This is a genomic window from Streptomyces sp. NPDC052040 (genome assembly GCF_044548405.1).
Lineage (GTDB): Bacteria > Actinomycetota > Actinomycetes > Streptomycetales > Streptomycetaceae > Streptomyces.
Genome location: NZ_JBIUBV010000015.1, coordinates 55,803 through 77,624, shown reverse-complemented (window position 1 = coordinate 77,624; position 21,822 = coordinate 55,803). Strand labels below are relative to the sequence as shown.

At 69.5% G+C, this 21,822-nt stretch carries 20 protein-coding genes; 11 read left to right on the top strand and 9 right to left on the bottom strand.

Features of this window, described 5'->3' with window-relative positions:
• Positions 1 to 9 precede the first annotated feature (9 nt).
• The 6 genes from murJ (at position 10) to trxA (ending at position 7,345) form a co-directional block, all read left to right on the top strand.
• Positions 10 to 2,307, top strand: coding sequence for a murein biosynthesis integral membrane protein MurJ (gene murJ, locus ACIHAA_RS25395; protein ID WP_399820955.1), 2,298 nt, complete (start codon positions 10 to 12; stop codon positions 2,305 to 2,307).
• A gap of 118 nt (positions 2,308 to 2,425) precedes the next feature.
• On the top strand, positions 2,426 to 4,129 hold the full coding sequence (locus ACIHAA_RS25390; protein WP_399820954.1) for a serine/threonine protein kinase: 1,704 nt from the start codon (positions 2,426 to 2,428) through the stop codon (positions 4,127 to 4,129).
• Positions 4,130 to 4,156: 27 nt separating this feature from the next.
• On the top strand, positions 4,157 to 4,897 hold the full coding sequence (gene sigM / locus ACIHAA_RS25385; protein WP_399820951.1) for an RNA polymerase sigma factor SigM: 741 nt from the start codon (positions 4,157 to 4,159) through the stop codon (positions 4,895 to 4,897).
• Positions 4,894 to 5,823, top strand: coding sequence for an anti-sigma factor family protein (locus tag ACIHAA_RS25380; protein ID WP_399820949.1), 930 nt, complete (start codon positions 4,894 to 4,896; stop codon positions 5,821 to 5,823). The genes sigM and ACIHAA_RS25380 overlap by 4 nt, the downstream gene beginning before the upstream one ends.
• Before the next feature lie 176 nt (positions 5,824 to 5,999).
• Positions 6,000 to 6,968, top strand: a complete 969-nt coding sequence (trxB, locus tag ACIHAA_RS25375; protein WP_399820947.1) for a thioredoxin-disulfide reductase — start codon at positions 6,000 to 6,002, stop codon at positions 6,966 to 6,968.
• 41 nt (positions 6,969 to 7,009) lie between these two features.
• Positions 7,010 to 7,345 carry a thioredoxin gene (gene trxA / locus ACIHAA_RS25370; RefSeq protein ID WP_399820945.1) on the top strand — a complete coding sequence of 112 codons (336 nt, stop codon included), beginning with the start codon at positions 7,010 to 7,012 and terminating at the stop codon, positions 7,343 to 7,345.
• Positions 7,346 to 7,472: 127 nt separating this feature from the next.
• Here trxA and ACIHAA_RS25365 read toward each other — a convergent pair whose 3' ends face one another.
• From ACIHAA_RS25365 to rpmH, 9 genes are all read right to left on the bottom strand, one after another.
• On the bottom strand, positions 7,473 to 8,090 hold the full coding sequence (locus tag ACIHAA_RS25365; protein WP_399820943.1) for a GNAT family N-acetyltransferase: 618 nt from the start codon (positions 8,088 to 8,090) through the stop codon (positions 7,473 to 7,475).
• 326 nt (positions 8,091 to 8,416) lie between these two features.
• Positions 8,417 to 9,514: a ParB/RepB/Spo0J family partition protein gene (locus ACIHAA_RS25360; protein WP_399820941.1), complete on the bottom strand. Its 1,098-nt coding sequence runs from the start codon at positions 9,512 to 9,514 to the stop codon at positions 8,417 to 8,419.
• On the bottom strand, positions 9,511 to 10,584 hold the full coding sequence (locus ACIHAA_RS25355; RefSeq protein WP_399821101.1) for a ParA family protein: 1,074 nt from the start codon (positions 10,582 to 10,584) through the stop codon (positions 9,511 to 9,513). The genes ACIHAA_RS25360 and ACIHAA_RS25355 overlap by 4 nt, the downstream gene beginning before the upstream one ends.
• A 306-nt stretch (positions 10,585 to 10,890) precedes the next feature.
• The gene (gene rsmG, locus ACIHAA_RS25350) at positions 10,891 to 11,607 is read right to left on the bottom strand and encodes a 16S rRNA (guanine(527)-N(7))-methyltransferase RsmG (RefSeq protein WP_399820940.1); all 717 of its coding nucleotides are present in this window, start codon (positions 11,605 to 11,607) and stop codon (positions 10,891 to 10,893) included.
• A gap of 159 nt (positions 11,608 to 11,766) precedes the next feature.
• A complete protein-coding gene (locus tag ACIHAA_RS25345) occupies positions 11,767 to 12,279 on the bottom strand; it encodes a protein jag (RefSeq protein WP_399820937.1) in 513 nt (170 codons plus the stop codon).
• Between the two features lie 15 nt (positions 12,280 to 12,294).
• Positions 12,295 to 13,575, bottom strand: coding sequence for a membrane protein insertase YidC (yidC, locus tag ACIHAA_RS25340; RefSeq protein ID WP_399820935.1), 1,281 nt, complete (start codon positions 13,573 to 13,575; stop codon positions 12,295 to 12,297).
• 3 nt (positions 13,576 to 13,578) lie between these two features.
• Positions 13,579 to 13,932, bottom strand: coding sequence for a membrane protein insertion efficiency factor YidD (gene yidD, locus ACIHAA_RS25335; RefSeq protein ID WP_399820933.1), 354 nt, complete (start codon positions 13,930 to 13,932; stop codon positions 13,579 to 13,581).
• A complete protein-coding gene (rnpA, locus tag ACIHAA_RS25330; protein ID WP_399820931.1) occupies positions 13,929 to 14,303 on the bottom strand; it encodes a ribonuclease P protein component in 375 nt (124 codons plus the stop codon). Before rnpA ends, yidD begins: the two co-directional genes overlap by 4 nt.
• Positions 14,304 to 14,321: 18 nt before the next feature.
• Complete coding sequence (rpmH, locus tag ACIHAA_RS25325; protein ID WP_003956500.1) at positions 14,322 to 14,459, bottom strand: 50S ribosomal protein L34; 138 nt, start codon at positions 14,457 to 14,459, stop codon at positions 14,322 to 14,324.
• Between the two features lie 423 nt (positions 14,460 to 14,882).
• Here rpmH and dnaA point away from each other — a divergent pair, with 423 nt between their 5' ends.
• The 5 genes from dnaA (at position 14,883) to ACIHAA_RS25300 (ending at position 21,653) form a co-directional block, all read left to right on the top strand.
• Positions 14,883 to 16,754, top strand: a complete 1,872-nt coding sequence (dnaA, locus tag ACIHAA_RS25320; RefSeq protein ID WP_399820929.1) for a chromosomal replication initiator protein DnaA — start codon at positions 14,883 to 14,885, stop codon at positions 16,752 to 16,754.
• A gap of 1,012 nt (positions 16,755 to 17,766) precedes the next feature.
• Positions 17,767 to 18,897: a DNA polymerase III subunit beta gene (gene dnaN, locus ACIHAA_RS25315; protein ID WP_399820927.1), complete on the top strand. Its 1,131-nt coding sequence runs from the start codon at positions 17,767 to 17,769 to the stop codon at positions 18,895 to 18,897.
• A gap of 175 nt (positions 18,898 to 19,072) precedes the next feature.
• The gene (gnd, locus tag ACIHAA_RS25310; RefSeq protein ID WP_399820924.1) at positions 19,073 to 19,948 is read left to right on the top strand and encodes a phosphogluconate dehydrogenase (NAD(+)-dependent, decarboxylating); all 876 of its coding nucleotides are present in this window, start codon (positions 19,073 to 19,075) and stop codon (positions 19,946 to 19,948) included.
• A gap of 53 nt (positions 19,949 to 20,001) precedes the next feature.
• Positions 20,002 to 21,123, top strand: coding sequence for a DNA replication/repair protein RecF (gene recF / locus ACIHAA_RS25305; RefSeq protein WP_399820922.1), 1,122 nt, complete (start codon positions 20,002 to 20,004; stop codon positions 21,121 to 21,123).
• The gene (locus ACIHAA_RS25300) at positions 21,120 to 21,653 is read left to right on the top strand and encodes a DUF721 domain-containing protein (protein WP_399820920.1); all 534 of its coding nucleotides are present in this window, start codon (positions 21,120 to 21,122) and stop codon (positions 21,651 to 21,653) included. Before recF ends, ACIHAA_RS25300 begins: the two co-directional genes overlap by 4 nt.
• Positions 21,654 to 21,822: the final 169 nt, after the last annotated feature.

Genomic DNA, 21,822 nt, shown 5'->3' with positions numbered 1-21,822 from the left:
GGGGTAACCATGAACGCGCCGTACGACGGTGACCGCGGCCAGGGCGGCTCGGGCCAGCCCGAGGGCCCGCCGCCGCACGAGCCCGGCCAGGTTCCGCCGCACCCCCAGGCGGACATGTACCTCCAGGACGCCTACCAGCAGGACCCCTACCGGGCGCAGGACCTCTCCGCCCAGGACCCGGTCACCGAGGCCCTCTACGACCGCGCCGCGCACCCCCCGCCGCCTCCGGGCACCCAGCAGCCGCAGCAGCCGCTCTACGGACAGCCGCCGACACCCCAGTACGCCCCGGACCCCCAGGTGTGGGCGAGTCCGCCCGCGCCCGAGCCGGAAGGCCCGACGCAGTACCTGCCCTACGGCGACGACCCCCGCACCACCCAGTACGTGGGCGTCGACGACCTGGTCACCCAGGCCGGCGAGAACCCCCAGGAGCGGGACGCCTTCGCTCATCTCTTCCGGGACCAGCAGCAGGGCGCCGGACAGCAGTACCCGCAGTCGGCGGCGTCCGTGCCCGCTCCGGCGGCCGCCCCGGTGCAGGGCCAGGAGCCCTGGGGCCGCCCCCAGCAGCCGGTCCAGGCTCCCCCGGGCGGACTGTACGCCTCCGGGCCCGGGCCGGCCGCCGAGGTGCCTCCTGCGGCCGCACCGGTGTCGGCCGCAGCCGAGCCCCCCGCCAAGAAGGGCGGCCGGGCCTCGGGACTGCTGAAGTCCAGCGCCGTGATGGCGGCGGGCACGATGGTCTCCCGGCTCACCGGATTCGTCCGGTCCGCGCTGGTCGTGGCGGCGCTCGGCGTGGGCCTCCTCGGCGACTCGTTCCAGGTCGCCTACCAGCTGCCGACGATGATCTACATCCTCACCGTCGGCGGCGGCCTGAACTCCGTGTTCGTGCCGCAGCTCGTCCGTTCCATGAAGGAGGACGAGGACGGCGGCGAGGCCTACGCCAACCGCCTGCTGACACTCGTCATGGTGTCGCTGGGCGCGCTCACGGTACTGGCCGTTCTCGGCGCACCGCTCCTGGTGCGGTTGCTGTCTGTCCCCGTGGCCGACGACCCGGCCGCCAACGAGGTCGCCGTCACCTTCACCCGCTATTTCCTGCCCTCGATCTTCTTCATGGGCATCCATGTGGTCATGGGGCAGATCCTCAACGCCCGCGGGAAGTTCGGCGCGATGATGTGGACCCCGGTCCTCAACAACATCGTCATCATCGTGATGCTCAGCGCCTTCATCTGGGTCTACGGCACCGCCGGGCACTCCGGGATGACGGTCCACACCATTCCGCCCGAGGGGCAGCGTCTCATCGGGATCGGTGTTCTGCTGGGCCTGGTCGTCCAGGCTCTCGCGATGATCCCCTACCTCCGGGAGACCGGTTTCCGGATCCGGCCGCGCTTCGACTGGAGGGGGCACGGTCTCGGCAAGGCGGCCATGCTCGCCAAGTGGACCGTGCTGTTCGTCCTCGCCAACCAGGCGGGAGCGATGGTCGTGACCCAGCTGTCCACCGCCGCGGGCAAGGCCTCCCCGGTGAAGGGCACCGGCATCGCCGCCTACGCCAACGCCCAGCTGATCTGGGGCCTCCCGCAGGCCATCATCACCGTCTCCCTGATGGCCGCCCTGCTGCCGCGCATCTCGCGCTCCGCCGCCGAGGACGACAGCGGGGCCGTCCGGGACGACATCTCCCAGGGGCTGCGCACCACGGCCGTCGCCATCGTGCCCATCGCCTTCGGGTTCGTGGCGCTCGGCGTCCCGATGTGCACCCTGATGTTCGGCTCCTCGGGCATCGGCTCCGCGACCAACATGGGCTTCATCCTGATGGCCTTCGGCCTCGGACTGATCCCCTACTCGGTGCAGTACGTGGTGCTCCGCGCCTTCTACGCCTACGAGGACACCCGCACCCCCTTCTACAACACGGTCATCGTGGCCGCCGTGAACGCGGGCGCCTCGGCCGCCTGCTACCTGCTGCTCCCGGCCCGCTGGGCCGTGGTCGGCATGGCGGCCTCCTACGGCCTCGCCTACGCGATCGGCGTCGGAGTCGCCTGGGCACGGCTGCGCAAGCGGCTGGGCGGCGATCTGGACGGCGCACGGGTGCTGCGGACCTACGCACGGCTCGGGATCGCCTCGGTTCCGGCCGTGCTGCTGAGCGGAGCGGCCTGCTACGGGATCGGACACACGCTGGGCCAGGGCGTCGCCGGGTCGCTCGCCGCACTGGTTGTCGGTGGCGCCCTTCTCCTCGGTGTCTTCTACGTCGCCGCACGCAAGATGCACATCGAGGAACTGAACTCCATGGTCGGCATGGTCCGCGGGCGCCTGGGGCGCTGAGGCGGGGGTACGCGCACAACCATCGTCCGCCGCCATGTGTCGTGCATAGCGCCGGACTGTGGGCACAATTGGTTTCTGCGTCGGACAGCGCGCAACGGATGGGGAGGCAGGGACGACGGTGGCGGAACGGAGCACGACTGCCGTCGACGTGGCAGACAACAGCGGCGACAAGTCGCTGGCCGCCAAGGCGGACCAGTCCACGTCCGACGGGGTGGCCCAAGAGCGGAAGCGGGACAGGGACAGCGAAACGGCCGAGCGTCCCGGAAAGACCTCACCCCCCGAGCTGCACAGCGGCCACAAGCTCGCCAGACGCTACCGTCTCGAGGAGTGCCTCACCCGTCTGGACGGATTCAGCAGCTGGCGCGCGGTCGACGAGAAGCTCCGCCGCGCCGTCGGCGTGCATGTGCTGCCGTCCGACCATGCGCGGGCCCGTTCCGTGCTGGCCGCGGCCCGCTCGTCGGCGCTGCTCGGCGACCCACGCTTTGTGCAGGTCCTGGACGCGGTCGAGGAGAACGATCTCGTCTATGTCGTCCATGAGTGGCTGCCCGATGCCACCGAGCTGACCGCGCTGCTCGCCTCGGGGCCCCTGGAGGCTCACGACGCCTACCAGATGGTCACCCATGTGTCCCAGGCCATGGCCGCGGCCCATCGCGAGGGCCTCGCGCATCTGCGGCTGAACCCGGGCACCGTGCTGCGCACCTCCTCCGGGCAGTGGCGCATCCGCGGTCTCGCCGTGAACGCCGCGCTGCGCGGTATCGGGTCCGACACCCCGCAGCGCACCGACACCGAGGCGATCGGCGCCCTCCTGTACGCCGCGCTGACCCAGCGCTGGCCGTACGAGGACGATGCCTACGGTCTGTCCGGGCTGCCCAAGGGCGTCGGGCTGATCGCGCCCGACCAGGTGCGGGCCGGTGTGCACCGGGGTCTGTCGGAGCTGTCCATGCGGGCCCTGGCCAACAACGGCGCCACCGCCTCCCGTCATGAGTCCCCGTGCACCACGCCCGAGGAGCTGACGAAGGCGATCGGTGAGATGCCCCGCATCCGTCCTCCGGAGCCCTCGTTCACGGCCCCGCCCGACTACCAGCGCACGACGTATCAGCAGGGCACCTATGGGCGTCCTGCGGGACGCCCGGGTGTCACCCAGCCGGTGGCGGTCCCGCCGCCCCCGCTCCAGAGCCGTACCGGCAAGGTCCTCAAGTGGGTCGTGTCCGCGCTGCTGATCGCGGCCCTGGGCCTGGGCAGCTGGCAGCTGGCCGAGGCCCTGATGGACCAGGGCCACAAGGCCGACAACTCCCATCAGACGCAGTCGGACGACGGCAACGACAAGAACGACGGCAAGTCGAAGCCCGCGGCGCCGATCAGGATCCAGGGCGCCCAGGAGTTCGTGGCCGAGGGCGATCCCCAGCACCCCGGCGACGTTGCCAAGACCTACGACGGCAACAGCTCGACGTACTGGAAGACCAACACGTTCCTGGAGGGGCCGCGCCTCGCGCCGTACAAGCCCGGGGTGGGCATCGTCTACGACCTCGGCTCGGCGCAGAACCTGGGCTCGGCGTCCATCGGGCTCCGGTACGGCGGCGATCACACCACCGTCGATCTGTACTCGGCCGACTCGCTGACACCGCCGTCACTGGACTCGATGAACAAGATCGGCACCGTCACGACGAGCGGGACCACCGCCGCGGTGAAGGTCGCCAAGCCGGTGAAGACACGGTATGTGCTGGTCTGGATCACCGCTCTGCCGTACTCGGGCGAGGATTCCAGCTCCTACTCCAAGCCCGGCTACAAGCAGGCCATCACGGACGTGAAGTTCACGGGCTGATTCGGGCAGCGAGGGGGAGGGGGTCCGATGGCGGAGGACACCGCGTACGGCGACACCAGCGATCAGGACCTCCTCGCCCGCCATGTGGCGGGCGAGCCCGACGCCTTCGGTGAGCTGGTGCGGCGCCATCGCGACCGGCTGTGGGCCGTGGCCCTGCGGACGCTGGGAGACCGTGAGGAGGCCGCGGACGCCGTTCAGGACGCCCTGGTCTCCGCCTACCGGGCCGCCCACACCTTTCGCGGGCAGTCGGCCGTCACAACCTGGCTGCACCGGATCACGGTGAACGCCTGCCTGGACCGCGCCCGCAAGGCGGCGTCCCGCAAGACCTCCCCCGTCGATGACACGGAGCGGCTGGAGCAACTTCTGGAGCCCCATGAGTCGGCGTCCGCCCCTGCCGAGCGCAACGATCTCCACCGAGAGCTGGTGGAGGCCCTGGGCACTCTTCCGGTGGATCAGCGGGCCGCTCTGGTGCTGGTGGACATGCAGGGCTATCCGGTGGCCGAGGCCGCCCGTGTCCTCGATGTGCCGGCCGGCACGGTGAAGAGCCGCTGTGCCCGGGGCAGAGCCAGACTGCTGCCGCTGCTCACCCACCTACGGCCCCCGGGCGGCGGCAGGGACGGCAAGGACAGGGGAGACAGCGAAGACAGCAAGAAGACGCACGGCGGACGGAACCGGACGCAGGGGGCGTCCGTCCCACCCGCAGCGGGTCCGCGTGACGCGGGCCCGAGCGATTCAGCTGCTGTGAAGGGCGGAGGTGGGCGAGCGTGACATCCACAACCGGCACGGCCGGGCACCCGGACGTCGAAGAGCTCTCCGACCTCAGTGAGGGTCTCCTCCCCCCGTCCCGCACCGCGGACGTCCGGCTCCATCTGGACGGCTGCCCCCTCTGTTCCGAGGTGTACGACTCGCTGGAGGAGATCCGGGGTCTCCTGGGCACCCTGCCGGGACCGCAGCGGATGCCGGACGATGTGGCGGAGCGCATGGACGCAGCGCTGGCAGCCGAGGCTTCGCTCGGCGCATCCACGGCCGCCCCCATGGCGACTCCCTCCGAGGAGCCGACGGGCGCGGCTGTTTCACGTGAAACAGCGCTCGTTCCCCCCGCGGACCGCCCCTCGGGCCACGGCCGTGCGGCCACGGGCCCCGGTCGAGCGCCACGGGCCCGCCGCGGCCGCCGCAGGATCGCCGCGCTGGGAGCCGTCTTCGCGGCCGCTGCCCTCGGCCTGGGCGCCGTGCTGGTGCACACCCTGGGCGGCGACACGGACAAGACCCCGAGCGCGTCCCCGACGCTGCACACCGATGCCGCCCACACCTATGCCGGGGGCACCCTGGAGAAGCAGGTGACCGACCTGCTCGCCGGGCAGAAGACCGGTGACGGCCGGGTCGGCAGCGCCAAGCCCTGGGGTGTCGCATCCGACGGGGGCCCGACCGGGCCCTCGGGCATGCAGCCCAACAGGACCTTCCAGGACACCACCGTCGATGTGCCGCACTGCATCGAGGGGGCCCTGCGCTCCTCCCAGCCCGTGCTTGCCGCCGACAAGGGCGTCTACCGGGGAGCGGCCGTCTATCTCGTCGTCACCCCCGACGCCTCCGACAGCGCCAAGGTCACGGCCTATATCGTCGATGCCGCATGTACCAAGAAGGCATCCGCCGCACCAGGCCCGGTACTCCTGACCCGTTCGTACCAACGGCCCTGACACCTCCGCGCGAGGTGACTCCCGGACACCGGTGGGTATCCGTCTGCGGTGCAGGGTGACTCCATGTGCCCGGACACACCGGGAATGCGGGCCCCTTAGGATCCGTTGGGTGGGGTGAGAGTACTGAGAGATGCTCCCACCAGCAGTAGCAGTCTCCAGAGACGAGGAATGAAGCCGTGAGCGACGTCCGTAACGTGATCATCATCGGCTCCGGGCCCGCCGGCTACACGGCGGCGCTCTACACCGCCCGCGCTTCGCTGAAGCCGCTGGTGTTCGAGGGTGCCGTCACCGCGGGCGGTGCCCTGATGAACACCACCGAGGTGGAGAACTTCCCGGGTTTCCAGGACGGCATCATGGGCCCCGAGCTCATGGACAACATGCGCGCCCAGGCCGAGCGCTTCGGTGCCGAGCTGGTTCCGGACGATGTGGTCTCCGTCGACCTCACCGGTGAGATCAAGACCGTCACGGACACCTCCGGCACCGTCCACCGGGCGAAGGCCGTCATCGTGACGACCGGCTCCCAGCACCGCAAGCTGGGACTGCCCAACGAGGACGCCCTCTCCGGGCGGGGTGTCTCCTGGTGCGCCACCTGTGACGGCTTCTTCTTCAAGGACCAGGACATCGCCGTGATCGGCGGCGGCGACACCGCGATGGAGGAGGCCACCTTCCTCTCGCGCTTCGCCAAGTCGGTCACGATCGTCCACCGCCGTGACACCCTGCGCGCCTCCAAGGCGATGCAGGAGCGGGCCTTCGCCGACCCGAAGATCAAGTTCGTCTGGGACAGCGAGGTCGCCGAGATCAAGGGCGACCCGAAGCTGGAGAGCCTGACGCTGCGCAACCTCAAGACCGGCGAGCTCTCGGAGCTGCCGGTGACCGGTCTCTTCATCGCGATCGGACATGACCCGCGCACCGAGCTCTTCAAGGGGCAGCTGGACCTGGACGAGGAGGGCTACCTGAAGGTGACCTCCCCCTCGACCCGTACGAACCTGACCGGTGTCTTCGGCGCCGGTGATGTCGTCGACCACACCTACCGCCAGGCGATCACGGCCGCCGGTACCGGTTGCTCCGCCGCCCTGGACGCCGAGCGCTTCCTCGCCGCTCTCGCCGACAGCGAGCAGGCGGAGCCCGAGAAGACCACCGTCTGACCCTCTCTCGCCCCACCGCACCACCGAATTAAGGAGCCCCCGTGGCCGGCACCCTGAAGAACGTGACCGACACCTCTTTCGAGCAGGACGTGCTCAAGAGCGACAAGCCCGTCCTGGTGGACTTCTGGGCCGCCTGGTGCGGTCCGTGCCGCCAGATCGCCCCCTCGCTGGAGGCGATTGCCGACGAGTACGGCGACAAGATCGAGGTCGTCAAGCTCAACATCGATGAGAACCCGGCCACCGCCGCCAAGTACGGTGTCATGTCGATCCCGACCCTGAACGTCTACCAGGGTGGCGAGGTCGCCAAGACCATCGTCGGTGCCAAGCCGAAGGCTGCGATCGTCCGCGACCTTGAGGACTTCATCACCGAGAAGTGAGCGCCACGCCGCTGAGCCGCAGCGGCGATGTTTCACGTGAAACGGGAAGGGGCCGACCCGGACGGGTCGGCCCCTTCCCGTGGGGCACCTTCCTGACCACCGCGCAGGGGGAGAGGAAGTCGGCCGGTCACAGCGGCCGCAGGGCCGGCTCCTTCTGGACGGCTCCCAGCAGCCGGTCCAGCGCCATTTCGACGTCTTCCTTCCAGGAGAGTGTCGAGCGCAGTTCCAGTCGCAGCCGCGGGTATGTCGGGTGCGGGCGTACCGTTTTGAAGCCCACGGCCAGCAGATGGTCGGCGGGAAGGAGACAGGCGGGTTCCTTCCAGCGGGCGTCGCCAAAGGCCTCCACCGCTTTGAATCCCCGCCGCAGCAGATCCTTGGCGACCGTCTGGACCATGACGCGGCCGAGCCCCTGACCCTGGTATCGCGGCAGGATGAAGGCGGTCATCAACTGGACCGCGTCCGGTGAGACCGGGCTCGTGGGGTATGCCGTGGAGCGGGGCACATAGGCGGGCGGCGCATACAGCACAAAGCCCGCCGGGACATCGTCGACATAGACCACCCGGCCGCAGGAGCCCCAGTCCAGCAGGACGGCGGAGATCCAGGACTCCTTCTCCAGGGCGGTGGTCCCGGACTTTACCGCTGCCTCACCACTGACGGGGTCCAACTCCCAGAAGACGCACGCACGACAGCGCTGGGGAACGTCCGGAAGGTTGTCCAGCGTGAGCGGTACGAGCCGACGCCCCATGAAGGCAGTTCCTCGCTTCCTTCGCCCGCAGCGTCACGGGCGGCTGTCAGAGCGCTCCGCTCCCTCAGCAGGCCCCCGACGAATCCGCCGAGCGCTCCCAGGCCCAAGCCCGTGGTGACCAGTCCGGTGCGGCTCATGGTGCGCATGGGCCTCCGCCTCCCCACTGAAGGTACCGCCACGTGGATGCGCCATACCCGATCGCATCGTATCCATCATGCGATTCACTCGGCACCGACAGAAAGCAAAGAGCGAGCCGTGTTCCGGCAGACACCGGACAGGCCCGCTCTCGGCGAGGACCGACGAGTTCCACGGGGTCACCGCGGGGCTCAGTCCTCCGACTCCTCGGAGTCGTCGTCCACCAGGCTCCGCTGGAGGACCGGCCCCTCGCCCGGGGCGAGTGAGCTGAGAATCCGCTCGAGGTCGTCCATCGAGGCGAACTCGACGGTGATCTTGCCCTTCTTCTGGCCCAGATCGACCTTCACCCGGGTCTCGAAACGATCCGAGAGGCGGGTCGCCAGATCACTGAGCGCGGGAGAGACACGGCCACCGGCCCGGGGCCCCTTGGACCGCGGAGCGCTCTGCGACCGGGATCCCATCAGGGTGACGATCTCCTCGACGGCCCGCACCGACAGCCCCTCGGCCACAATGCGGAGGGCCAGCCGGTCCTGCTCCTCCGAGTCCTCCACGGACAGCAGGGCCCGGGCATGTCCGGCGGACAGCACCCCGGCTGCCACCCGGCGCTGCACGGCGGGCGACAGCTTCAGCAGCCTCAGGGTGTTGGACACCTGAGGGCGCGAGCGGCCGATGCGGTCCGCCAGCTGGTCATGGGTGCAGTTGAAGTCCTTGAGGAGCTGGTCGTAGGCGGCGGCCTCTTCCAGGGGATTCAGCTGCGCCCGGTGCAGGTTCTCCAGCAGGGCGTCCAGGAGGAGCTTCTCGTCGTCCGTGGCCCGCACAATCGCCGGGATGGCCTCCAGGCCTGCTTCACGGCAGGCCCGCCAGCGCCGCTCACCCATGATGAGCTCATAGCGCGAGGGGCTCAGCTGCCGCACCACGATGGGCTGGAGCAGCCCCACCTCCTTGATGGAGGTGACCAGCTCGGCGAGAGCGTCCTCGTCGAAGACCTCACGGGGCTGCCGGGGGTTCGGGGTGATCGATTCGAGGGGCAGCTCGGCGAAGTGGGCTCCCAGGGGAGGCGCCACCGTCTCCTGGGCGCCGCTCGTCGACGACTCCTCGGCCTCCTCTGCAACAGACGGAAGCGTGGCCAGCTTCGCGGCCGCCACACCCCGGTCCGTGGTCAGTACGGCGCCCGTCGGGATGGCTGGACCGCCACCCGACGAGGTCGGAGCCGTTACCTTCTCCCCTGTCGGGGCGTGAGGGATCAGTGCGCCGAGCCCACGGCCCAACCCCCTCCGTCGCTCGCTCACTGGATCCCCTCCACCATGCTCTGTTCCGTCTGGGCGCCGATATGGGCCTGCTGTGCGTCATAGGCGACGCCCACACCCTTCAGCGCGATTTCCCGTGCCGCCTCGAGATAGGAGAGGGCACCGCTCGAACCTGGATCGTAGGTCAGCACCGTCTGCCCATAGCTCGGCGCCTCCGAGATACGGACCGAGCGGGGAATGCTCGTCCTCAGCACCTCGTCGCCGAAGTGGCTGCGCACCTCTTCCGCGACCTGGGACGCAAGGCGCGTCCGGCCGTCGTACATGGTGAGCAGGATGGTCGACACATGGAGGGCGGGGTTGAGGTGCCCCCGCACCAGGTCGACATTGCGCAGCAGCTGGCCCAGCCCCTCCAGCGCGTAGTACTCGCACTGGATCGGGATGAGGACTTCCTGCCCGGCGACCAGCGCATTGACCGTCAGCAGGCCGAGCGACGGCGGACAGTCGATGAGGATGTAGTCCAGCGGCTGTTCATAGGCCTGGATCGCCCGCTCCAGCCGGCTCTCCCGAGCCACCAGAGACACCAGCTCGATCTCGGCGCCCGCGAGATCGATGGTGGCAGGGGCGCAGAAGAGGCCCTCGACATCCGGAACGGGCTGAACCACCTCGGCGAGAGGCCTGCTCTCGACCAACACGTCATAGATGGAGGGGACTTCTGCGTGATGGTCGATCCCCAGCGCCGTGGACGCATTGCCCTGGGGGTCGAGATCGATCACCAGGACACGGCCGCCGTGCAGCGCAAGTGAAGCGGCGAGGTTGACCGTTGTCGTGGTCTTGCCCACACCGCCCTTCTGGTTGGCGACCACGATGACCCGGGTCTGTTCGGGTCGTGGCAGGCCCTCACCGGCGCGCCCCAGTGCCTCCACCGCCAGTTGGGCAGCACGACCGATGGGAGTGTCGTCCATCGGGGGCGGTGTTTCACGTGAAACATCGTCCCCCATCGACTCGGTACGGGGGCCGGGGACCGGATCGGTCATCGGTCCCGCGATGTTGGCGTCGGACCGCAAGGATTCACTCTCCTCGACTTCAGGCTCGCAATGAACAGAGCCTCCCATGCCGTCGGGGTGGTGAACCAGTGAGGTCTGGTCTTCTGTGGAGAAATCCACCTCTGTGGACAGCTCTGTGCCCTTCACGGGGGACGAAGCCCCCGAGGTGGACGACCCTCCCAGAGTTCCGAGCGGCTTACGGTCGCGGGGTTCGGCCGCGGCCCGGCCCCGACTGATGATGCCGTGCAACAGTGAGCGACGTTTCACGTGAAACACGATGACAGCGGCGCTGCCCGGATCTCCGCGACACTCCGAGATATGGAGGCGGGGCAGCTTGTGTGGAGTAGGGCAGCCCGGCGCGACGCCGGGCACCGGTCAGCGACGCCGCCGAGCCCGTCCCGCCCTGGCCGCCTTCGCCCGCTTGGCCGCGAAGCGCACACCGCCGGGGCTTTCCCCGACCTCCACGCGGACCACGGTGGACAGCGGGTCCACGACCCCTTCGCCGACATGGAGAACGGATGTCTCCACGGCACCGAGCTTTGTCAGCGCGGTGGCGGCGCTCTTCAGCTCCTCCTCCGCGGTGTCGCCCTTCAGCGCCAGCATCTCTCCGTAGGGACGCAGCAGGGGGATACCCCAGGTGGCCAGGCGGTCCAGCGGGGCCACGGCACGGGCGGTGACCACATGGACCGGCTGGAGCTGGCCCATGACCTCCTCGGCACGGCCACGGACGACAGTGACATGGTCGAGCCCGAGCAGTTCGACGACCTCGCTGAGGAAATTGGTGCGCCTCAACAGGGGCTCCAGCAGCGTGATCTTGAGGTCCTCGCGGACGAGGGCCAGCGGAATGCCGGGCAGTCCGGCGCCGGAGCCCACATCGCACACGGTCACCCCCTCGGGCACGACCTCCGAGAGCACCGCGCAGTTCAGCAGATGGCGCTCCCACAGCCGGGGCACTTCCCGCGGACCGATGAGACCTCGCTGCACACCTGCTTCCGCGAGCAGCTCCGCATAGCGGACCGCATCCGCGAAGCGATCGCCGAATACCTCGCGTGCCTGCTCCGGCGCAGGGGGAAGCTCTGCTGCCTCCGTCACGGGGACCGTCCTTCCGTACCGCACGAGCGCTCTGAGCGCAGACCACCCAGAACTATCAGGAACTGCGGCTGGAGAACACAGCCGCGGGAAATTGCCAGGCTGACAAAGTTCCGGCCCCGCCTGCTCAACAGACGGGGCCGGGAAACGCTACGAGCCGATTCAGGCAGGCAGCACGACGACGAAGCGCTGCGGCTCCTCGCCCTCGGACTCGCTGCGCAGGCCCGCGGCCTTGACCGCGTCGTGCACGACCTTGCGCTCGAAGGGCGTCATCGGCTTGAGCTTCACGGGCTCACCGGAGCTCTTGGCCTCGGCGACCGCCTTGGCGCCGAGTTCCGCGAGCTCCGCACGCTTCTTGGCGCGGAAACCGGCGATGTCCAGCATCAGCCGGCTGCGGTCGCCGGTCTCCCGGTGCACGGCCAGGCGCGTCAGCTCCTGGAGCGCCTCCAGCACCTCGCCGTCCCGTCCGACCAGCTTCTGGAGATCCCGGCTGCCCGCGTCACTGATGATCGACACGGCCGCACGGTCGGCCTCGACGTCCATGTCGATGTCGCCGTCGAGATCGGCGATGTCCAGCAGACCCTCAAGGTAGTCCGCCGCGATCTCGCCCTCCTGCTCCAGGCGGGACAGGGTGCCTGCACCCTCGGCGGCCGCGGAGGTGGTGCCTTCCGTCACGGGATGGACTCCTTCTTACTTCTTGGACGGGGACTTGGGCCGCTGCGGGCCCTTGCGCTGGCCGGACTGAGCCCTGCTGCGGGTGCCGGAGCCGGGCTGGGCCGACGGCTTCTTGCCCGTGTCGTCGGCCTCGGTGTCCTGCGGCTCGTCGGACTTGGTCAGCGACGGCGACGAGGAGGAGTCCTCGGAGCCGCCCGCCGACTTGGGCCCGGACTGGCGCTGGGACTTGCTCTGCCGCTTGGGCTGCTGGCGCTTGGGAACACCGGTGCTCGGCGTGCCGTCCTCGGCGATGGCGACGGCCTCGGCCTCGCCCCTCACCACGGTGCCGTCGACCTGGGCGGTCAGGCCCACCTTGCTCAGACCGTTGATGAACTTGCGCTCGAACTCGTTCCGGTCACGGCCCTTGGCGACGATGGCCTTGACGATGGCCTTCTCGCTCCGCTTGCGGATCTTGCCGTGGTGCGTGACGTGCTTGTGCAGGCGCTCCAGATAGGCGGCCTGGGCCTTCGAGCCCGGAGTCGGGTTGTTGTGGATCACGTACATCTGCTGGCCCATGGTCCACACGTTGGTGGTCAGCCAGTAGACGAGGACACCGACCGGGAAGTTGATACCGAAGACGGCGAACATCACCGGGAAGACGTACATCAGCATCTTCTGCTGCTGCATGAACGGCGTCTTCACCGTGGTGTCGACGTTCTTCGTCATCAGCTGGCGCTGCGTGTAGAACTGCGACGCCGACATCAGGACGATCATGATCGCGGTGACGACCCGGACATCGGTGAGCGAGGCACCGAGCGCGCTGACCTTGTCGGCGTTGTCCGTGAACTTCGCGGCCAGCGGGGCCCCGATGATGTGCGCGTGGCGGGCGCTGGCAAGCAGCCGGTCGTCGATGACGCCGATCGTCTTGCCCGTCGCGATGCCGTTGAGCACGTGGTAGAGGGCAAAGAAGAACGGAGACTGCGCCAAGATGGGAAGGCACGAGGAGAGCGGGTTGGTACCCGACTCCTTGTACAGCTTCATCATCTCTTCGGACTGGCGCTGCTTGTCGTTCTTGTAGCGCTCCTGGATCTTCTTCATCTCGGGCTGAAGCGTCTGCATCGCCCGGGTGGCCTTGATCTGCTTCACGAAGAGCGGGATCAGGCAGATACGGATCAGGATCACCAGGGACACGATGGACAGGCCCCAGGCCCAGCCCGTGTCGGGACCGAAGATCTTCCCGTACACCGCATGGAACTGGACGATGACCCAGGAGACGGGTGTGGTGATGAAGCTGAAGAGGCTGGCAATCGTGTCCACTAATCATGCTCCTTGGGCATGGGACGAGGTCTCTGCGGCCGGGCTCGAAGGAGGTGTTCCTTCGGTGGCCGGTTCGCCGGCGGAGGGCCCGCCCTTGCGCGCGCGCCAGGCGCCGCGCAGCATTTCGTGCCACCGCGGGCGCTTGCGCGGCGGGACATGGTCCACACCGCCGAGCGACCACGGATTGCACCGCAGGATGCGCCAGGCGGTGAGGGCCGTTCCCTTGATCGCACCGTGCCGGTCGATGGCGGTGTACCCGTAGTGGGAACACGACGGGTAGTACTTGCACACCGGCCCCAGCAGTGGACTGATCGTCCACTGGTAGATCTTGATCAGGGCCAGCAGTGGGTACTTCATCGCGTGTCCCCTCCTCCCAGCAGCCGCTGAAGTGCGGCGTCCAGGTCTCGGGCCAGCTGTGCAGGGTCGGCGTCACCCGAGCCGGGCAGCGCGCGTACCACTACCAGGCTACCGGGGGGCAAGAGGGCGACTCGGTCGCGCATCAGATGGCGAAGCCTGCGCTTCACCTTGTTGCGTACGACTGCTCCGCCCACGGCCTTGCTCACGACGAAACCCGCACGCGTCGGGGGAGCGCTCTCCCCAGGCGCGTGCGGGTCCGTGGCACCGCTACGAAGGTGGACGACGAGAAGCGGGCGACCGGCCCGGCGTCCTCGGCGTACCGCGGTCGCGAAGTCCTCGCGCCGCCTCAGCCGATGCTCGGTAGGCAGCACGTCATGACCTGTACGCGATCAGGCGGACAGACGGGCGCGACCCTTGCTGCGGCGAGACGCCAGGATGGCGCGGCCGGCACGGGTGCGCATACGCAGCCGGAAGCCGTGGGTCTTCGCGCGACGACGGTTGTTCGGCTGGAAGGTGCGCTTGCTCACTCGGGGGCTCCAGTAATGATTCGGTGGGTGGCGGGGTGCCTCCTGGCTGTCACCGTGCGCCCACGAGTAGCTCGCATTACGCCCGAGTGCACCGCTTCCCGATCACCGGCGTATTCCCTGGTCGGAACACTGACGTGATCTGTGCCCATCGGAGGCAGGCGGCAGCAGCCATCGACAACTCGACCTGGTTACGGTACGCGGGGCTCTGCCGTCCGGTCAAACCAGCGCCCCATGGGAGACACTTGTCCACAGGCTGGGGACAACAACTTGAACCGCGCCGGTCGCCCTGACTACCGTGACTGGACTCCGATTCTTTCCCCTGACGTCGGCCCGGCCGTTCCGCCCCGGTCCCGACGCGCCGGATCTGGATCCCGACCTTCCCGTTGGCCACGCGCTCACGGGACCTGTGAGAGAGCGTGCCCTGTGGCTGACGTACCTGCCGATCTTGCCGCAGTGTGGCCACGCGTACTCGAACAGCTCCTCGGCGAAGGACGCGGTCCGGGCGTCGAGGCGAAGGACGAGCACTGGATCCGGCGCTGCCAGCCGCTGGCCCTGGTCGCCGACACCGCCCTGCTCGCGGTGCCGAACGAGTTCGCCAAGGGCGTCCTCGAAGGACGGCTGGCACCCGTCGTCAGCGACACGCTGAGCCGGGAGTGCGGCCGCCCCATCCGTATCGCCATCACCGTCGACGACTCCGCGGGCGAGCCCCCGGCCGACCGGCAGCCGCGCTATGAGGGTCCCGAGCCGCCCGCCCGGGACCCGTACGACGGCCACCAGGGCGGCTACGAGGGATACGGCCGCCATCGCGCGGACGAGCACCGGACGGGCCGCCCCGACCAGCTGCCCGCGGGCCCCGCGGACCAGCTGCCCCCGGCCCGCGCGGACCAGCTCCCGCCCGCCCGTCCCGCGTATCCGGGCGAGTACCAGCGTCCCGAGCCCGGTGCCTGGCCCCGCTCCTCCCAGGACGACTACGGCTGGCAGCAGCAGCGGCTCGGCTTCCCCGAGCGCGACCCCTACGCGACACCGGCGCCGGACTACCGCACCCAGTCCCTGGAGCGCCCGCCCTACGAGCAGCAGCGCCAGGACTACGAGGGCGGGCGCACCGACTTCGACCAGCAGCGCCCCGACCGCCGGGAGCTGCCGGAGCCGCCCTCCGGCGGCGGCCATGTGCACCGGGGCGGTCCGGTCGGACCCGGGCCCGCCACGGGTGCCCCCGGCCCGCTGGCCGCGCAGCCCGCGCCGGCGACCGGCCCGGGCGAGCCCACCGCGCGGCTCAACCCGAAGTACCTCTTCGACACCTTTGTCATCGGCGCCTCCAACCGCTTCGCGCACGCGGCCGCGGTGGCCGTCGCCGAGGCACCGGCGAAGGCGTACAACCCCCTCTTCATCTACGGCGAGTCGGGGCTCGGCAAGACGCATCTGCTGCACGCCATCGGCCACTACGCGCGCAGCCTCTACCCCGGCACCCGGGTGCGGTACGTGAGCTCCGAGGAGTTCACCAACGAGTTCATCAACTCGATCCGCGACGGCAAGGCGGACGCGTTCCGCAAGCGCTACCGCGACATGGACATCCTGCTGGTCGACGACATCCAGTTCCTGGCGCAGAAGGAGTCGACGCAGGAGGAGTTCTTCCACACGTTCAACACCCTGCACAACGCCAACAAGCAGATCGTGCTGTCCTCGGACCGGCCGCCCAAGCAGCTCGTCACCCTGGAGGACCGGCTGCGCAACCGCTTCGAGTGGGGGCTGATCACCGACGTCCAGCCGCCGGAGCTGGAGACCCGGATCGCGATCCTCCGCAAAAAGGCGGTGCAGGAGCAGCTCAACGCGCCGCCGGAGGTGCTGGAGTTCATCGCCTCCCGCATCTCGCGGAACATCCGGGAGCTGGAGGGTGCGCTGATCCGGGTGACGGCGTTCGCGTCGCTCAACCGCCAGCCGGTGGACCTCGGGCTGACGGAGATCGTCCTGAAGGACCTGATCCCCGGCGGCGAGGACGCGGCGCCCGAGATCACGGCGCCGGCGATCATGGCGGCCACCGCCGCCTACTTCGGGCTGACGGTGGAGGACCTGTGCGGTACCTCACGCGGCCGCGCCCTGGTGACCGCCCGGCAGATCGCCATGTATCTGTGCCGTGAGCTGACGGATCTGTCGCTGCCGAAGATCGGCGCCCAGTTCGGCGGCCGGGACCACACCACCGTCATGCACGCCGACCGGAAGATCCGCGCGCTGATGGCCGAGCGGCGCTCCATCTACAACCAGGTGACCGAGCTGACGAACCGCATCAAGAACGGCTGACGGCCGCAGCAGGCCGCGTACGCGGCGGAGGGCGCCCCGGGTTTCCCGGGGCGCCCTCCGCCGTTTCCGGGCGTCCGGGCGGTGTCTCAGTTCGGCGTCCACCCGACCGGTGTCCCGGACCGGCAGACGCCCGTCCGTTCCCCGTACCGCGGTCCCCCGGCCCGTGGAACGGGCACCCGGAGCCTCTTCAGGAGGCGGCCGCCCCTCTCTGGAGGAGACGCTCCCGCAACCTGCTGTTCGAATACCTGCCGAGTTACGGCCACTCTCCACAGATCTGGTGACTTTCTTCCGTCCACACGCTGGGGACTGCGAAGTTGTCCAGACCGTGTCCACAGGCAGTGCGGTCGAAAGATCATCTTCCCAGGTCAACTGCCTGTGGATTGGTGGACGAACGATCTCCACAGACTGTGGATGAAACGGAGATCCACAGGCGGTGGACAGAGTTGTCCACCGACAACCCACAGGCTCGGGCCTGTTGTCCCCAGTGTTTCCCGGCTTCTCCACATGCCTGTCCACTGTTCGGCAACACGACGCGCCTTCTCACCGGTCGGAGTGAAAGGCGTCACACCAAGCTGCCGGGTTGGGCTGTGGGAAAGGCGGGTAAAGCTGGGGACGGCACTGGGGAGAAGTGCCCCTCGGCTGTGCACGGGGTGTGCAGAACTTTCCGTTCTCCACAGAAACGCCTGGTTGTCCACTGCCGTCACCCACAGGACCAGTGGACAAAATCTTGCCGCTGAGCTGCGAAAACGCGGTTATCCACGGTATCCACAGGCCCTACTACTACCCCTACACAGAGAGAGCAGGGAATTCGTCTGGAAGCAGGGCCTGTGCACAACTCGCTCTCCGGCTCCCGGCTGCCCCTCGTCACGACTTGACCCCGAGCGGCACCGACTGTCAGCGGTGTGCGTCAGACTGGTCCCCGGTGTCCTTCCCGCCGCAGTGGCTTGCGACACCGAGACAGACGACGAGGCCAGCAGGGCGAGAACGCCGGCAACAGCAGGAGGCGGCTTAGGTGAAGATCCGGGTGGAACGCGACGTACTCGCGGAGGCAGTGGCCTGGGCGGCACGCAGCCTCCCGGCCCGTCCGCCGGCGCCTGTCCTCGCCGGCCTGCTGCTGAAGGCCGAGGACGGCCAGCTGAGCCTGTCCAGCTTCGACTACGAGGTCTCCGCGCGGGTGTCGGTGGATGCCGAGGTCGAGGAGGACGGCACGGTCCTGGTGTCCGGCCGCCTGCTCGCCGACATCTGCCGCGCCCTCCCCAACCGCCCGGTGGAGATCTCCACAGACGGTGTACGGGCGACGGTGGTCTGCGGCTCCTCCCGCTTCACCCTCCACACCCTGCCGGTGGAGGAGTACCCGGCGCTGCCCCAGATGCCGAACGCCACGGGCACGGTCCCCGGCGAGGTCTTCGCCTCCGCCGTGCAGCAGGTCGCCATCGCGGCCGGCCGCGACGACACGCTGCCCGTCCTCACCGGTGTCCGCATCGAGATCGAGGGCGACACGGTCACGCTGGCCTCCACCGACCGCTACCGCTTCGCGGTCCGCGAGTTCCTGTGGAAGCCGGAGAACCCGGAGGCCTCCGCGGTCGCCCTGGTGCCCGCCAAGACGCTTCTCGACACGGCCAAGGCGCTGACCAGTGGCGACTCCGTGATCCTGGCGCTGTCCGGCTCGGGCTCGGGCGAGGGCCTGATCGGTTTCGAGGGCGCCGGCCGCCGCACCACGACCCGGCTGCTCGAGGGCGACCTCCCGAAGTACCGCACGCTGTTCCCGACGGAGTTCAACTCGGTCGCCACCATCGAGACCGCCCCCTTCGTGGAGGCCGTCAAGCGCGTGGCCCTGGTCGCCGAGCGCAACACCCCGGTGCGTCTCAGCTTCGAGCAGGGCGTGCTGATCCTGGAGGCGGGCTCCAGCGACGACGCACAGGCTGTGGAAAGGGTCGAGGCCCAGCTGGAGGGCGACGACATCTCGATCGCCTTCAACCCGACCTTCCTGCTTGACGGTCTGAGCGCCATCGACTCCCCGGTGGCCCAGCTGTCCTTCACCACGTCCACCAAGCCCGCGCTGCTCGGCGGCAAGCCGGCCGTGGACGCCGAGGCGGACGAGGCGTACAAGTACCTGATCATGCCGGTACGACTGAGTGGCTGACGGCTGACCAGCAGGTGTCCGGAGCCCGGTGGTCCACCGGGCTCCCCGGGCGAAGCCGCAGGTGAGAGGGGCTGCGCATGAGCGCGTGGGCCCACAGGTGTGCATCAGGGGCCGGGTTTAGGCTCGGACGCAGGTACGAAAGTGCCCTCATGCCATCGCAACCTAAGGAACACTGATGGAGCTCGGTCTCGTCGGCCTCGGCAAGATGGGCGGCAACATGCGCGAGCGGATCCGCCGCGCAGGCCACACCGTCATCGGATACGACCGCAACCCGGACCTCGCCGATGTCCACAGCCTCGAAGAGCTTGTGGGCAAGCTGGAGGGCCCCCGCGTGGTGTGGGTGATGGTCCCGGCCGGTGCCGCGACCCAGTCCACGATCGACGAGCTGGCGAAGCTGCTGGAGCCCGGCGACGTCGTGGTGGACGGCGGCAACTCCCGCTGGACGGACGACGAGAAGCACGCCGCCGAGCTGGCGGACAAGGGCATCGGCTTCGTCGACTGCGGTGTCTCCGGCGGCGTCTGGGGCCTGGAGAACGGCTATGCGCTGATGTACGGCGGCGACGAGCGGAACGTCGCCACGGTGCAGCCGGTCTTCGACGCCCTCAAGCCCGAGGGCGACTTCGGCGCGGTGCACGCGGGCCGGGTCGGCGCGGGCCACTTCGCCAAGATGGTCCACAACGGCATCGAGTACGCCATGATGCAGGCCTACGCCGAGGGCTGGGAGCTGCTGGAGAAGGCCGACTCCGTGGAGAACGTGCGCGAGGTCTTCCGCTCCTGGCAGGAGGGCACGGTCATCCGCTCCTGGCTGCTGGACCTCGCGGTCAACGCCCTCGACGAGGACGAGCACCTGGACCGGCTGCGCGGCTGGGCGGCCGACTCCGGCGAGGGCCGCTGGACGGTGGAGGCCGCCATCGACAACGCGGTGCCGCTGCCCGCGATCACCGCCTCGCTGTTCGCGCGGTTCAGCTCGCGGCAGGACGACTCGCCGCAGATGAAGATGATCGCGGCGCTGCGGAACCAGTTCGGCGGCCACGCGGTAGAGAAGAAGTAGTCCACAGGGCCGCCCGGCGGTCCACAACCTTCGAGGGAGGTCGGCGAACGGCCATGCATGTCGCGCATCTGTCGCTGGCCGACTTCCGCTCCTACGCCCGGGCCGAGGTCCCGCTCGACCCGGGCGTCACCGCCTTCGTCGGCCCCAACGGCCAGGGCAAGACCAACCTGGTGGAGGCGGTCGGCTATCTCGCCACCCTGGGCAGCCACCGCGTCTCCACCGACGCGCCCCTGGTCCGTATGGGAGCCGAACGCGCGATCGTCCGCGCCCAGGTCCGCCAGGGCGAGCGGCAGCAGCTGGTCGAACTGGAGCTGAACCCGGGCCGCGCCAACCGCGCCCGTATCAACAGGTCCCCGCAGACCAGACCGCGTGATGTGCTCGGCATCGTGCGCAGTGTGCTGTTCGCGCCCGAGGATCTGGCGCTGGTCAAGGGCGACCCCGGGGAGCGGCGCCGCTTCCTCGACGAGCTGATCACCGCGCGCTCCCCGCGGATGGCGGGCGTCCGCTCCGACTACGACCGGGTCCTCAAGCAGCGCAACACCCTCCTCAAGTCGGCCGCGCTGGCCCGCCGCCACGGCGGCCGCGCCATGGACCTGTCCACCCTGGACGTCTGGGACCAGCATCTGGCGCACGCGGGCGCGGAGCTGCTCGCCCAGCGTCTGGACCTGATCGCCGCGCTCCGGCCGCTCGCCGACAAGGCGTACGAGCAGCTGGCGCCGGGCGGCGGCCCGCTCGCCCTGGAGTACCGGCCGTCCGCGCCCGGCGAGGCCCACACCCGCGAGGACCTCCACGAGCAGCTGATGTCCGCGCTCGCCGACGCCCGCAAACAGGAGATCGAACGCGGCGTCACCCTGGTGGGGCCCCACCGCGACGACCTGCTCCTCCAGCTCGGCCGGATGCCCGCCAAGGGATACGCCTCCCACGGCGAGTCCTGGTCCTACGCGCTGGCGCTGCGGCTGGCCTCGTACGACCTCCTCCGTGCGGAGGGACCCGAGCCGGTGCTCGTCCTCGACGACGTCTTCGCCGAGCTGGACGCCCGCCGCCGCGAGCGCCTCGCCGAACTGGTGGCGCCCGGCGAGCAGGTCCTGGTGACCGCCGCGGTCGACGACGACGTACCGCATGTACTGAAGGGGACGCGGTACACCGTGTCCGGCGGCACCGTGGAGCGCGCATGAGCACCGACGAGCCCGCACCGGGGAAGACTCCCGAACTGTCGGGCGTGGACCTCGCGCGGGTGGCACTGCGCGCGGCGAAGGAACAGGCCCGCGCGCGGGGCGACGCCGCGCAGCAGAAGAAGCAGGCGCGCCGCGGTGGCCTGCGCTCCGGCGCGCGCTCCGACGGCCGCGACCCCATGGCGCTCGGTGCGGCCATCAACCGGCTGATCACCGAGCGCGGCTGGGAGACCCCGGCCGCGGTGGGCGGTGTGATGGGCCGCTGGCCGCAGATCGTCGGCGAGGACCTGGCCAAGCACTGCGTCCCGCAGCGGTACGACGAGGACGAGCAGGTGCTGACCGTCGCCTGCGACTCCACGGTCTGGGCCACCCAGCTGCGGCTGCTGGCCCCGCAGCTGGTCGCCCGGCTGAACGAGGACCTGGGGCACGGCACGGTCCGGCTGATCAAGGTCCAGGGCCCCGGTGGTCCCGCCCGGCGCTACGGCCCCCTGCGTGCCCCGGGCTCCACGGGCCCCGGTGACACCTACGGGTGACCGACATCACGTACGGGCCGCCGGGCGGACGCTCCGGCTGCCCGTTCGCTGCACCCGCGCGCGGTTGCGAACATCCACCGGACTTACGACATTGCCAAGGGTTGACAGCCGGAAGCGCTGAGTGCCTCTTAGAGCCTCTTGGAGACCCGTTCCGCATATGGGGAGTCGG